This is a genomic window from Brevibacterium zhoupengii, assembly GCF_021117425.1.
Classification (GTDB): domain Bacteria; phylum Actinomycetota; class Actinomycetes; order Actinomycetales; family Brevibacteriaceae; genus Brevibacterium; species Brevibacterium zhoupengii.
On record NZ_CP088298.1, the window covers coordinates 189,863 to 202,247 of the forward strand.

General features: G+C 61.2%; 13 protein-coding genes. 8 read left to right on the top strand and 5 right to left on the bottom strand.

The window, feature by feature from the left end:
- Nucleotides 1–186: 186 nt before the first annotated feature.
- Nucleotides 187–972, bottom strand: coding sequence for a SurA N-terminal domain-containing protein (locus LQ788_RS00855; protein WP_231444343.1), 786 nt, complete (start codon nucleotides 970–972; stop codon nucleotides 187–189).
- Nucleotides 973–1,101: 129 nt separating this feature from the next.
- On the opposite strand from LQ788_RS00855, the gene LQ788_RS00860 reads away from it, so the two are divergent.
- On the top strand, nucleotides 1,102–1,458 hold the full coding sequence (locus LQ788_RS00860; protein ID WP_231444345.1) for a VOC family protein: 357 nt from the start codon (nucleotides 1,102–1,104) through the stop codon (nucleotides 1,456–1,458).
- A 29-nt stretch (nucleotides 1,459–1,487) separates the two neighbouring features.
- On the opposite strand, the gene LQ788_RS00865 is transcribed toward LQ788_RS00860, so the two are convergent.
- Complete coding sequence (locus LQ788_RS00865) at nucleotides 1,488–2,036, bottom strand: dihydrofolate reductase family protein (RefSeq protein ID WP_231447512.1); 549 nt, start codon at nucleotides 2,034–2,036, stop codon at nucleotides 1,488–1,490.
- Between the two features lie 258 nt (nucleotides 2,037–2,294).
- Between LQ788_RS00865 and LQ788_RS00870 the strand changes: the two genes are divergently transcribed.
- On the top strand, nucleotides 2,295–3,521 hold the full coding sequence (locus tag LQ788_RS00870; RefSeq protein ID WP_231444347.1) for a M20 metallopeptidase family protein: 1,227 nt from the start codon (nucleotides 2,295–2,297) through the stop codon (nucleotides 3,519–3,521).
- A gap of 56 nt (nucleotides 3,522–3,577) precedes the next feature.
- On the opposite strand, the gene LQ788_RS00875 is transcribed toward LQ788_RS00870, so the two are convergent.
- Nucleotides 3,578–5,284: a BCCT family transporter gene (locus LQ788_RS00875; protein WP_317207056.1), complete on the bottom strand. Its 1,707-nt coding sequence runs from the start codon at nucleotides 5,282–5,284 to the stop codon at nucleotides 3,578–3,580.
- A 41-nt stretch (nucleotides 5,285–5,325) separates the two neighbouring features.
- Entirely contained in the window at nucleotides 5,326–6,303 is a 978-nt protein-coding gene (locus tag LQ788_RS00880) for a flavin reductase (RefSeq protein WP_231444350.1), read from the bottom strand.
- A gap of 150 nt (nucleotides 6,304–6,453) precedes the next feature.
- On the opposite strand from LQ788_RS00880, the gene LQ788_RS00885 reads away from it, so the two are divergent.
- Genes LQ788_RS00885 through LQ788_RS00910 form a run of 6 tightly spaced genes read left to right on the top strand, consistent with a single transcriptional unit; the run spans nucleotide 6,454 to nucleotide 11,219 of the window.
- Complete coding sequence (locus LQ788_RS00885; RefSeq protein ID WP_231444352.1) at nucleotides 6,454–7,137, top strand: amino acid synthesis family protein; 684 nt, start codon at nucleotides 6,454–6,456, stop codon at nucleotides 7,135–7,137.
- On the top strand, nucleotides 7,134–7,685 hold the full coding sequence (locus LQ788_RS00890) for an amino acid synthesis family protein (RefSeq protein WP_231444353.1): 552 nt from the start codon (nucleotides 7,134–7,136) through the stop codon (nucleotides 7,683–7,685). The genes LQ788_RS00885 and LQ788_RS00890 overlap by 4 nt, the downstream gene beginning before the upstream one ends.
- A gap of 11 nt (nucleotides 7,686–7,696) precedes the next feature.
- Nucleotides 7,697–8,446 carry an alpha/beta fold hydrolase gene (locus LQ788_RS00895; protein ID WP_231444355.1) on the top strand — a complete coding sequence of 250 codons (750 nt, stop codon included), beginning with the start codon at nucleotides 7,697–7,699 and terminating at the stop codon, nucleotides 8,444–8,446.
- Nucleotides 8,443–9,924 carry an aldehyde dehydrogenase gene (locus LQ788_RS00900; protein WP_231444357.1) on the top strand — a complete coding sequence of 494 codons (1,482 nt, stop codon included), beginning with the start codon at nucleotides 8,443–8,445 and terminating at the stop codon, nucleotides 9,922–9,924. The genes LQ788_RS00895 and LQ788_RS00900 overlap by 4 nt, the downstream gene beginning before the upstream one ends.
- Before the next feature lie 9 nt (nucleotides 9,925–9,933).
- A complete protein-coding gene (locus tag LQ788_RS00905; RefSeq protein ID WP_231444358.1) occupies nucleotides 9,934–10,131 on the top strand; it encodes a tautomerase family protein in 198 nt (65 codons plus the stop codon).
- A 41-nt stretch (nucleotides 10,132–10,172) separates the two neighbouring features.
- Nucleotides 10,173–11,219: an LLM class flavin-dependent oxidoreductase gene (locus LQ788_RS00910; protein WP_231444359.1), complete on the top strand. Its 1,047-nt coding sequence runs from the start codon at nucleotides 10,173–10,175 to the stop codon at nucleotides 11,217–11,219.
- 176 nt (nucleotides 11,220–11,395) lie between these two features.
- Here LQ788_RS00910 and LQ788_RS00915 read toward each other — a convergent pair whose 3' ends face one another.
- Nucleotides 11,396–12,076: a GntR family transcriptional regulator gene (locus LQ788_RS00915; RefSeq protein ID WP_204235480.1), complete on the bottom strand. Its 681-nt coding sequence runs from the start codon at nucleotides 12,074–12,076 to the stop codon at nucleotides 11,396–11,398.
- Nucleotides 12,077–12,385: the final 309 nt, after the last annotated feature.

A 12,385-nucleotide genomic window follows, 5' to 3' on the forward strand; every position in this document is an offset into this window, starting at 1 on the left:
ATTGGTGTGCTCTGCGTGCGGCCATCAATGGCCGGACGTGCTGTGAGGACGAGCGTGTCAGGACAACACGCTTTTGTTCTCCTACAGATTAGGGCGCACGCAAGGATTTCGCGAGGTATTCTCAGAAATTCCCCAAGTTTGGGACTTGGGGTGGACCGTCACCACTCAGAGGTTGATGGTCAGCACTCAGAGGTTGATCGTGACGTCGCCCTGCTTGCGAAGCTTCTTGGCGAACTTCTGGGTCGCCTCGGTCGACTTCTGACTCTTCACCTGCTCCTCGAGCTGCGGGCGCATCTCCTCAAGTGACGGGACCTCCTGGGCCTGCTGACCACTCTGCTGGGCCATCTGCTCCTGCTGAGTCTTCGCCTGCTGGTAGGCCTGCCCGATGTCTTCGCCGCTGACCTTGAACTCGCCGTACTCGTCCTTGATGAGGCCTTCGATCGCCAGCTGGGTCTTCAACTCGGCATGGACCTTCTTCTCGTCCATGCCCTGCTTCTTCATGGCGGCGAGGAAGTCCTTCTTGCTCATCTGGCTGGACTTCGCAGATTCTTCGAGACCCTTGTCGACGTCCTTGTTCGAGACCTTGATGTCGCGCTTCTCGGCTTCCTGACTGAGGAGCTCGGTGCTCACCAGGTTCTCAGCGGTCTGCGTCCTGAGCTGCTTCTCATCGACCTGCTGGCCCGACTGCTGCGACTGCATCTGCATCTGCTGATACTGGGTCTCGTAGAGGGGGACGAAGTCATCCTTGGTGATCTTCTCGCCATTGACCTCGGCGACGACATCAGGGATGCCGTCGGTGTTCGGCTTTCCGCTCTGGTCCTGGCCCTGGCCGGACGCGTCGCTTCCAGCCTCCTGCTTCGCCGAGGCGGATGTCTCCTGGGCCTTCGGCTCTTCTTCGGCTGAGCCGCAGGCTGCCAGTGATCCCACTGCTGTCGCGACGACGAGGCCCAATAGCCATTTGCTCTTCTGCACACTCACTCCTGCTTTCGGCATCAGCCCGTCAGGCTAACAGGTTGACGTCCTCGGAGCCTGAGTGGACCTTGACCGTCGCTTGGCAACACGGGGACACTGAGAAGACTCGAGCGGCGAAGGAGCCCGATCATGACTGCACGATTCAGAGGAGTCTTCCTGACATGTCAGGACAGCGTGAGAACCGCGGCGTTCTACCGAGATCTGGCCGGTGTGCCGCTTGAAGAGGCAGGCAACGATGAGTACACCTACTATGTGCTCGAGGTTGACGGGATCCAGATCGCCCTCCACGATGCTCACGCCTTCGCCGACTACAGCTTTCCCCCGAACAGCGAGTCGAACCTCACTCATCTGTACTTCCGCATTGAGGATCAGCAGGCCTTCCTCGAAGATGTCAGAAGTGTCGGCGCACCGCTGATCGACGTCGATGACGTTGTCGTCACCGTTCAAGACCCCGACGGTCGAAAGGTCATGTTCGGCACCGCTTGAACGGTGCCCGAGGGTCGAGGAAGCTGGGCTCAGCCCTTCGGCGCGTAGGCCGAGTAGACGACTCCGCTGGGGAACGGTTTCGAGTCAAGGAGCTGCAGTCGCGGCCGAGCGTCATCAGGGAAGAAGGGCCGTCCGCGACCCTGCCACACGGGATAGGTGAACATCCGGAACTCATCGACCACCTCGGCGGTGATGAGCGCATGTGCCAAGGTGATGCTGCCGGTGACGATGACGTCGCGCCCGGGCTCCTCGCGCAGAGCGACGACGGCATCGATGGGATCGCCGCTGATGATGCTCGTGTTCTCCCACCCCGGGTCGCCGGTCAGCGTGGTTGAGACGACGCGCTTGTCGACCTGATTGAGATGATCGGCGACCCCGGTGACGTCATCGGTCTGCAACGGCCAATAGCCGCGGAAGTCCTCGAAGGTCTGCCGCCCGAGCAGCAGCACATCCTCATTGGCAGACTGCCGCATCAGCTCGGCGGACAGCTCCTCGTCCTGAGCCTGCGGGTCGAACCAGTCATCGAGCATCTCGGCTCGGCCGTCAAGAGTCATGTTCTGGGTGATGATGATGCGCACGGCGGGCTCCTCGTCGAGTGGTGGCGTCACTGACCACGGTACGCACGACGAGACCCGCCGTCCATGGTCAGGCTGTGGCTCGGGTCAACAGTGCGGATGCCACCTCGGTGCCTCATATACTTCTGCCCGCGAAATGGTGGACCCTCGGAAGCTATGGGAGTGAACCGTCGATGACTTCCTCTCACGGATTTCCTCACGCACGACCGCGGCTTTCTCAGTAGAGTTCGACACATAGCTCATCCGGCCCGAAGGAGTTCCATGTCCGCCTCATCATCTGCCTCGTCGTCTGCCCCTGTCCCAGATTTCCGCACCGAGACTCAGAGTCTGCACGACGATCTTGTGAGACTGCGTCGCACCCTGCACGCCAATCCCGAGCTCGGCTACCAGCTGCCGTTCACTCAGAAGACCGTCCTCGATGAACTCGCCGATCTGGGCCTCGAAATCACCACCGGAGAATCGCTGACCTCGATCGTCGCCGTGCTCAAGGGCGGACGCCCCGGACCCGCAGTGCTGCTGCGTGGGGACATGGATGCCCTGCCCGTCGCCGAGGACACCGGCCTCGACTACGCCTCGACGAACGGCAATATGCACGCCTGCGGCCATGACATGCATACCGCTGGTCTCGTCGGCGCCGCTCGTCTGCTTGCCGCGCACCGGGAGGAGTTGCCCGGGTCCATCGTGTTCATGTTCCAGCCCGCCGAGGAAGTCGAAGGAGGCGCTGAGCCGATGATCGCCGAGGGCCTCCTTGAGGCAGCAGGCGTGCCCCTTGTCGCCGCATACGGAATCCACGTCGAAGCCGATGTGCGCGGACGGTTCACCACAAAGGGCGGGCCGCTCATGGCTGGGTTCGCCGACCTCAACCTGAAGGTCCACGGCGCTGGCGGTCACAGCTCCCAGCCGCAGGCCACCCGCGACCCCGTGCCCGCCGTCGCCGAGATCGCGCTCGCCCTCAACACGATGGTGTCCCGGTCCTTCGACATCTTCGACCCGGTCGTCGTCTCCGTGACTCAGCTGGAAGGATCGCAGGCCAGCAACATCATCCCTGACACCGCGAAGCTCACCGCCTCGGTCCGCTATCTCTCGGCCGACTCGATCGCTCTGCTGCAGGAACGTGTGCCCGAGATCGCCGAGAACATCGCCCGGGCACACCGGTGCACCGCCGAGGTGGACTTCCGGATCGGCTTCCCTGTTACCGTGAATAACCCCGCCGAGACAAGCACGGTCATCGACCGCCTCGGCGAGGTCTTTGGAACCGAGCACGTCGAGGAGATGGCCGCCCCGCGGATGGGGTCCGAGGACTTCTCCTATGTGCTTCAGAATGTGCCGGGCACCTTCGTGTTCCTCGGAGCCACTCCAAAGGGTGTGGACCCGAATGCGGAGACGAACCATTCGCCCCGAGTTGTCTTCGACGACGGGTTGTTGGGGGATCAGGCTGCAGCCCTGGCCCACCTGGCGTTCGCGCGGCTGGTGGATGAGCTGGGCTGAAGATGACGTTGGGCCCGCTGCTGATGCAGCGGGCCCAACGTCGGTACTTTCCTTGGTCAGATCTCCTTCTTGATGGTGGCCCCGGCACGGGACTCCAGCTCTTCCAGATCCTTCCGCCTGACTTTGCGGTAGGCATCGAAGTCGTGATCCTCATGCAGCGTCTTCACGATGCAGTAGCCGAGGATGCCGACGATGACCGCGAACGGCAGGGCTGAGAGCATTGCCGCCTGTTGAAGCGCTGGGAGCCCCCCGGCGAAGAAGAGCACCATGGCCGTTGTGCCTGTCAGTGCTCCCCACACCGTGAGTACCCAGCGGCTTGGTTCGAGGGTTCCGCGGGAGGTGAGCATGCTGAGCACGAAAGTGTTCGCGTCAGCGCCTGAAACGAAGTAGAGGACAACAAGGATGATCGCAATCACCGAGGTAAGACCGGCCATCGGAAGATGTTCCAGAGTTTCAAAGAACGCTGAATTCACATCCGCGGCCGCGGCTTTGCCGATGCCGCCGTTACCCTCCATGTCGATCTTGATCGCCGTTCCGCCGAAGATCGTGAACCAGACGAAGAAGACAAGGCTGGGGATGCCCATGACGCCGAGGACGAATCCGCGGATCGTTCGACCTTTGGATATCTTGGCAAGGAATACGCCGACGAAGGCACCCCAGCTCAGCCACCATGCCATCATGAAGTACGTCCAGTACTGATACCACTCGACGTCGCCGGCCATAAGTGGGGTCAGGAGACTGGTCTTGAAGAAGTCATTGAGGTATTCGCCCGTAGAGCGGAAGAAGAGATTTCCGATGAAGCCTGTGGGGCCGACGATGAGGACGAAGAGACCGAGGAAGATCGACAGTACTGCCGTCGTCTGGCTGAGGAACTTGATGCCCCGGTTGACTCCCGACAGCGCAGACAGGGTGAACACGACCGTGATGCCCAAGATGATGATGATCTGAACGAACAATTCGTTCGGGATCCCGAAGACCCGGTTGAGGCCCTCGGTGATCTGTGATGCACCCAGTCCCAGCGAGGTGGTCGTCCCGAACAGCGTGGCGATGACCGCCAGAATGTCGATGAGGTTGCCCAACCATCCGTCCATGGCTTTGCCGAAGACCGGCTTGAGCATGGGCGAGATCAGTCCGGTGTTTCCTCGCCTGTGGGTCGAATAGGCGATGGCGAGGCCGAACACTCCGAAGACCGCCCAGGCGTGCGGTCCCCAGTCGAAGTAGGAGAACTGGAGTGCGCGTACCGCGGCCTCGGTGGTGCCAGGGTCGGCGAGTCCGTGCGGTGGAGTCGTGAAATGGCTGATCGGTTCAGCCACACCGTAGCTGATGAGTCCGATGCCCATCACGGCGGAGAGGATCATGGTCAGCCACGCCCAGGTGCTGAATTCCGGGCGATCGTCATCGGCGCCGAGGCGGACCCGCCCGAACCGACTGAACCCGAGATAGAGGAGGAGTCCGATGCAACCGAGAGTGAGGACCAGGTAGACCCAGCCGACCTTCGCCGCGACAACGTCCATCGCGGCGGTCATAGCCGTTGCCATGCCGTCGGGCGACAGGGCTCCCCACAGAGTGAATGCGGCGACTCCGACGATGGAGATCCAAAGGACACGACCGGGGCGATGTCTCATTGCGACGGCGTAGGCGACCTCCGGTGTCGGACCGGATTCGGACTCCATGCCGTGGCCGGGCAGCTGTGCTCGGGCACTTGCGGAGTGGCGGGGGCCATCCCGATCCGCATCGGGGTATTGCTCGGAATCGTCGTTCATGGGAACTCCACTTCGTTGTGAATCGGGCTTGTGCGCATCGCTCAGTTGAGCGGGGAGAGATCCTGGCTGTCGAAGAACTTGCCGGCCTTGTAGATCATCGGCTCGTCCTCGGAGGCCTCCGCGCTGCGCACCCGTCCGACGAATATCGTATGGGTCAGGGCCTGGAAGCGTTCCTTGATCTCGACTTCGATTGAGGCTGCCGAACCGTCGATAAGTGGTGATCCATGGGATCCGGAATGCCAGTCGAGCTCAGCGAACTTGTCTGTCGCCTTCGATGCGAAGGTACCGATGGTCCCTCGCTGATTGCGGCTCATGATGTTGATTCCCATGTGGGTGGAGCGGAAAAGTGCGGGGTAGGTCGAGGATGTCTTCTGCACGCATACGAGAACCAGCGGCGGGTCGAGTGAGATCGAATTGTAGGAATTCACCGCCAGGCCACGAGGCTTTCCGTCTTCGTCCGTAGTCGTCACGACTGTCACCCCGGTGATGAACTGTCGGTTGAAGGCCTTGAGATTCTCGGAGGAGGGCTGGCCCGACAGATCGTCGGTGACGACGTCTCCTGCGTACGACTCGAATGCCGACGACAGGGACTTGAGTCCAAGGTCGGCCAGCAGTGCGTGTGCATCCCAGGTGACCTCTTCTCGGCTGATGACTCCCTGATCGAAGGTGATGAGGTTCGAACCGTGTGTCGTCACCTGCTGCCCGGTGGGAGGGACATCATTGAGGGGCTGGGTGAAAGTGCCGGTGGAGTGCCAGTAGATGGCTCCCTGCTCGCCTTCGATGAGGATGCGGTCGATCGTGGTGGTGAGATCTGGGAAAGCTGCGCGGATCTCACTGATCTCTGCTTTGGTCTCCTCAACGCTTCTCTCCCTGCCGGAGTTCGCGGAGACGCGCACGTAGTCGTCGGTGAAGAGTGAATCGAGAGCATCGGTGTTTCCGATGTCCCATGCTTCGCGCCAGGTTCCGATGATGGTCGTCTTAACGTCGTCGTAAGGACGTGCTTCTTTGCTCTGTTGCATACTAGAGATCGTAGAATCACTGTGATGTATTAGTCAATAGGTTTTTGAAACCGTGATTTATCGGGAGTTTCCTGGGCTATTGACATTCATCTTTGCATGCAAGTAGATTTCTTGCATGCAACAGACTGGAGTTTTGACACGATGAGCACGATGACTACACGCGAGCAGGATGAGAGCATCGGCCGCCTCGGCGAGCACGATGAGCTTCCGGCGAATTTCGATGAACTGGCACAGCGACTTGGTGTCCGTTCGATCACCATTCAGCGAGAAGAGATCCTCGCAGAGGCCGGTATCGGCCTCAGTGAACCGCTGCAGCAGGCGGCCGCGGTGGCCGTGCTGAGGAACCCGTGGATCGACAGTATCGATCCACACAGTGATCTGGGTCCGGCGACCGAGAGGATCGCTCCGGTGCTGGCGAAGGTGCTGACCGATCGACTTCTGTCGATTCTCGGATCCGCCGAGAACGTCGAAGCCTTCGGCAAAGGCGCGGTGGTCGGGGTCGACGGCGAGATCGAACATGCCGGTGCACTCATCCACACTCCTTACTTCGGCAATATCCTGCGGGAAATGCTCGAAGGCACCTCGGTCATCTGCTTCGCGGACGGCCGATCGGGCCCATCGTCGTCGATTCGGGTGCCGATGTGGCACAAGACCCACGCCACCTCACGTGACCACTACCAGACAATCGACATCCACCTCTCGGACTCACCACGAGCCGATGAGATCTGCGTGATCGCCGCCGCGTCGACCGGCCCCCGGCCGTTCGCCCGCATCGGCGATCGCAGAACCGATGGCACAGTCACCACAGAGATCCTGAAAGGACTCGTCAAATGAAGATTCGCAAACTCACCACCGTCGTCGAAGAGATCCTCACCGAAGGCGGCCGCGAGACCAGCCCCGTCATCACCGTGGCTGCAGTTGCCGCAGTGATCGAGAACCCCTGGGCCGGCCAGGGATTCGTCGAGGACCTCAACCCCGGCATCGACGCCACCGCCAGCGCCCTCGGTGCCGAACTTGCTCCCCGTGTCATGGAAGCACTCGGCGGTAGCCTCGAAGCCTACGGCAAGGCCGCAATCATCGGCCTCAACGGTGAGATCGAGCACGGCTCCGCACTCATCCACACACTGAAGTTCGGCAACCACTTCCGTGATGCTGCTCAGGCGTCCACCCTGCTTCCGGCCGTCGAGAAGCGCGGCGAGGCGGGAGCGGTCTTCGACATTCCGCTCAAGCACTTCACCGACGCGACGATCCGCTCGCACCACCAGACCTTCGAATGGAGAGTTGCGGACGCACCTCATGCCGATGAGATCCTGATTGCGCTCGCGGGATCGACGGGCGGACGCCCGCAGCAGCGGCTCGCGCCGCTATCGGCTGACAAGTAGGGCGCCGAATCATGCGGGATGACAATGACGTCCCCGTCGTCCTGCTCCACGGAGTCGGACTCGACAGGACCGTTTGGCAACGGGTGGAACGACTGCTGAGGCCTCCGAGCGTTGCGCTCGATCTGCCAGGACATGGAACTCGGCCACCGCTGCATGAGCCGACCTCGGTGACGGAGATGGCTGCGGATGTGGCGGCCCGGATGCCATCCGGGCCGGTCCACCTCGTTGGTTTCTCCCTCGGATCGCTCATCGCCCAGCAGATCGCGCTCGACCACCCCGAACGAGTGCGCACCCTCACCTGTGTGAGTTCGGTGTGCGCTCGGACTGAGGACGAATCGGCCGCTGTAGCCACACGGCTGCAGAACGCGCACCGGGATCTGCCCGCCAGCATGGAAACCGCACTGCGACGCTGGTTCCCCGACGATGACGGAACCGACTGGCAAGCCCAGCGAGGGGAGACGCGCCCAGTTCTCATGGCCAACGATCCGGCTTCCTATGCGCATGCCTACGCCGTCTTCGCCACAGCCGACAGAGAACTCGCCGACAGACTGCCTGCGATTACAGCCCCGACCCTGGCGATCACCGGAGAATTCGACCCCGGTTCCACGCCGGAGATGAGCCACCGGATCGCGGCACGGATTCCCGACACCGAAGTCGTCATCGTCCCGGGGGCCCGGCACATGCTGCCCGTGACCCATCCCGAGGTGCTCGCCGGCCATCTCGACCACCTCCTCCACCAGCCAGAAAGGAATCAGCCGTGACTCTCAGACTCGATCACTTCATCGGAGGCACCCACAGTGCTCCTGCCGATGGAGGTTACCTGGACAGCACCAACCCGGCCACGCTCGAAACACTCTACGAGTTCGCCCGCGGGACCGCCGCTGACGTCGATCACGCCGTCGAGGCCGCGCGCCGGACATTCGAATCGGCGGCGTGGCAGAGAACGACACCGACACAGCGAGGTCACCTGCTGCGCAGGTTCGGCGATCTCATCGGGCAGAACGCCGACGACCTCGCTCGCTTCGAGAGCGAAGACAACGGCAAACTTCTGCGCGAGATGAAGGGACAGCTCAAAGGTCTCCCCGAATACCTCTACTACTATGGCGGCCTGGCCGACAAGGTCCAGGGTTCGCAGATTCCGACGAACTCCCCTGAGGTCATCAACTTCACCCAGCGAGAGGCTCTCGGCGTCGTCGGGCTCATCACCCCGTGGAACTCGCCCATGACTCTGACGATCTCCAAGTTGGCACCAGCCCTGGCTGCCGGCAACACTGCCGTCATCAAGCCGAGTGAGTACACATCACGGACGCTCCTGCGTTTAGCCGAACTCGCTCATGAGGCAGGCTTCCCCGACGGCGCGGTCAACGTCGTCACCGGGATCGGCGCCGAGGCGGGTCAGGCTCTCGTGGATTCGCCGAAGCTCTCGAAGATCTCCTTCACCGGATCGACTGGAACGGGCTCCGCGATCGCCGGTGCGGCGGCCTCACGATTCATCGGCTGCACCCTCGAGTTGGGAGGCAAGAGCCCGAACATCGTCTTTGACGACGCGAATGTGTCGAATGCCGCCATGGGCGTCATCGCAGGCATCTTTGCAGCGGGTGGCCAGACCTGCATCGCCGGCAGCAGGGTCTTCGTTCAGCGCGGCGTCTACGACGAACTGCTCGAGAAGGTCACCCAGCGGGCCTCGTCGATCATCATCGGCGATCCGATGGATCCGAAAACCGAACTCGGCCCATTGGCATTCGAAAGCCAACTGAACAAGGTCGCAGAGTACGTCGACATCGGAGTGTCCGAAGGAGGCAGCATCGCCTACGGCGGGCAGCGCCCCGAGGTCGACCTCCCCGGCTACTTCTTCCAGCCGACGGTGCTCACGGATACGACAAACGATATGCGGATCTGCCGTGAGGAGATCTTCGGGCCCGTTGCCGCGATTATGCCCTTCGACACCGAAGACGAAGTACTGGGCCTGGCCAACGACACAGACTACGGTTTGGCTGCGGGCGTCTGGACTTCGAACCTTCAGCGGGCGATGCGGATGTCGCAGAGCATCGACGCTGGCACCGTATGGATCAACATGTACCGGGCGATGTCTCCGATGTCACCGCGACAGGGATTCAAGAACTCCGGAGTCGGCATCGAACACGGAATCGAGTCGATGCACGAGTACACGAGGCTCAAAAGCATCTGGATCAATACTGACGAAGATGCCATGGCCGACCCGTTCGTTCTGGGGCGGTGACCGGCTGACATGCCTCTCATCGACATCTCAATCGCCAAAGGCCGAGATTCGCAGCAGCTGCGCGACCTCATCGCAGGAGTGCACCGGGTGGCCGAAGAGACCACCGGAGCCGCAGCAGAGAACATCACGGTGATCGTGCGCGAAGTGGAGAAGGACCTCTGGTCGCGCACAAATACGACGATCGCCGAACGCGAAACCACGAAATAGAGAACACACATCAAGAACGCTTGAGATCAAAGGAGCACATCATGCGCTTTTCACTCTTCCTGCACATGGAACGCTGGGACGACTCGATCAGTCCGGAACAGCATTGGAAGAACCTTGTCGAGTTGGTGAAACTGGCTGAAGCCGGCGGATTCGGCACGGTGTGGATCGGCGAGCACCACTCGATGGAGTTCGTCTCCTCTCCGAGTCCGATGCCGCAGCTGGCATACCTGGCCTCTCAGACCTCGACGATCAGGCTCGGATCCGGAACGATCATCGCGCCGTTCTGGCATCCGCTCCGCGCCGCCGGAGAAATCGCACTGCTCGATGTCATCAGCGGCGGACGCGCCGAGGTGGGAATCGCTCGCGGTGCCTACCAGTTCGAGTTCAACCGACTGGCCGATGGCATGGCCGCAGCCGACGGCGGGGAGTACTTGCGAGAGCTGGTTCCGGCCGTTCAGAAGCTGCTGCAGGGCGACTACGCTCATGAGGGCAAGCACTGGCAGTTCCCGCTCTCGACGGCTGTACCCAAGCCGATCCAGCAGCCTACTCCGCCGATCTGGTTGGCGGCGCGGAGTCCGGAGACTCATGATTTCGCCGTCGCGAACGGGTGCAACGTCCAGGTCACACCGCTGATGAAGGACGACCGTGAGGTCGAGGACCTGATGGAGAAGTTCAACACTGCGATCGCCGCGCACCCGGAGGTCGAGAAACGTCCCGAGATTATGGTCCTGCGACACACCTACCTTCACTCGCCTCAGGATCCGGAAGGCTGGAAGGTCGGCGCGGCCGGCGTCAACAAGTACTACCGCACCTTCTCCTCTTGGGCATTCGGGAAGAAGGATCACGAGAACGGCTTCCTCGATCCGACTCCGGAGGAGAACTTCGCTGATCGCCCCGAATTCGAGCTCGAAGCGCTGCATAAGTCTGCGATGATCGGTACCCCTGACGAGGTCACCAAGCGGATCCGCCACTACGCGGACCTCGGCTACGACGAATACAGCTTCTGGTCCGACAATGCACTGACTCACGAAGAGAAGAAGGCCTCACTGCAGCTCTTCATCGACGAGGTCGTCCCCAACTTCCGCTGATACGTCATCGAGGTGCCCGGTCCCGGAGGCGAGGAACCTCGAGCCGTCGATCAGCCGGATTGCGTCAGACCAGCCGGGATGTGAAAGAAGGCGGGTCTCGGATTCAACCGGAGTCTGAGGCCCGCCTTCAGCTGCGACTAATTGCTTTCAGCGGTGATTGAATATCGTGGTTGTTCTCAGGGTTCCCGGTCGATGGATAGTGTCGTGCGAGTGCGAGGGACCAGCAGTTCTTGAGTAGAGGCGAACACGTGAGATCTCATCGTAGTCTCCGCGCCGAAGGGGTCCTTGTTCTGGATCATGGTGAGCACTTGGCGGTGTTCCCTGCTTGAGTTGACTGCGCGACCGGGGTGATCCAAGGTCTTGCGCACCAGCGTGTAAAACGACAACTGGTTCATCAGCCGGCCGTATTGTTCGACGAGCTTGTTGTTGTCGGCCCCATCGACGAGCGTCTGATGAAATCCCTGTACCTGGCTGGCATAAGTGTCCGTGTCCCCGGCCTGCGATGTCACCTCTGAAGCAGCGACATTGTCTTCGAGCACATCGAGCTGGTGACAGGGCCCCCGTCGAGCCATAAGGGCCGCGGCCAATCCTTCAAGAACTTCTTTGAGCTGGAACATCTCGACGATCTCCCGGCGAGTCGGCTCTCGGATGAACGTGCCGACTTTCGGGCGAATCTCAATGAGGCCCTCAAGCTGCAGTTGCTTGAGAACTTCTCGAATGGGGGTTCGGGAGACGTCGAACTCATGAGCAAGTGAGACCTCGGAGAGCGGACTCCCGGGCTCGAGGTCACCGCGTGTGATCTTCGCGCGAAGCCGTTCCAGGAGTGTCGTCGCTGGACCAGTAGGGTCTGTATGCATGCTCCAGATCGTATGTTGCATACATGTTAGAGGTCAAGGGTAGCTGTGGCGAGCATGATCTGCAGCCTTCGTCTCTTCCGGTTCGCTGTTCAGTCATGGGAATAGGTAGAAATTATTGGTTCGCGCCTCACCAGTATCTGCCATGCAACAAAGGTGAGGTAAATGGGTGAGGGGCGCTCGGCACCGAAATGCGGGAGCTGCGTCGCCGCGCGGGTGCACCCACGTGTCTCGACGTAGAGCCCGAGACTCGATGGAATAACGACGAACGGTTGGTAACTCCTGGTCGAAATATTCCATTTCTTCGACCAG

What these genes read in the sequence shown, in the direction of transcription:
- LQ788_RS00860 (WP_231444345.1), top strand. Translation starts at nt 1,102, where the DNA reads ATGACTGCACGATTCAGAGGAGTCTTCCTGACATGTCAGGACAGCGTG.
- LQ788_RS00870 (WP_231444347.1), top strand. Translation starts at nt 2,295, where the DNA reads ATGTCCGCCTCATCATCTGCCTCGTCGTCTGCCCCTGTCCCAGATTTC.
- LQ788_RS00875 (WP_317207056.1), bottom strand. Translation starts at nt 5,284, where the DNA reads ATGAACGACGATTCCGAGCAATACCCCGATGCGGATCGGGATGGCCCC.
- LQ788_RS00880 (WP_231444350.1), bottom strand. Translation starts at nt 6,303, where the DNA reads ATGCAACAGAGCAAAGAAGCACGTCCTTACGACGACGTTAAGACGACC.
- LQ788_RS00885 (WP_231444352.1), top strand. Translation starts at nt 6,454, where the DNA reads ATGACTACACGCGAGCAGGATGAGAGCATCGGCCGCCTCGGCGAGCAC.
- LQ788_RS00890 (WP_231444353.1), top strand. Translation starts at nt 7,134, where the DNA reads ATGAAGATTCGCAAACTCACCACCGTCGTCGAAGAGATCCTCACCGAA.
- LQ788_RS00895 (WP_231444355.1), top strand. Translation starts at nt 7,697, where the DNA reads ATGCGGGATGACAATGACGTCCCCGTCGTCCTGCTCCACGGAGTCGGA.
- LQ788_RS00905 (WP_231444358.1), top strand. Translation starts at nt 9,934, where the DNA reads ATGCCTCTCATCGACATCTCAATCGCCAAAGGCCGAGATTCGCAGCAG.
- LQ788_RS00910 (WP_231444359.1), top strand. Translation starts at nt 10,173, where the DNA reads ATGCGCTTTTCACTCTTCCTGCACATGGAACGCTGGGACGACTCGATC.
- LQ788_RS00915 (WP_204235480.1), bottom strand. Translation starts at nt 12,076, where the DNA reads ATGCATACAGACCCTACTGGTCCAGCGACGACACTCCTGGAACGGCTT.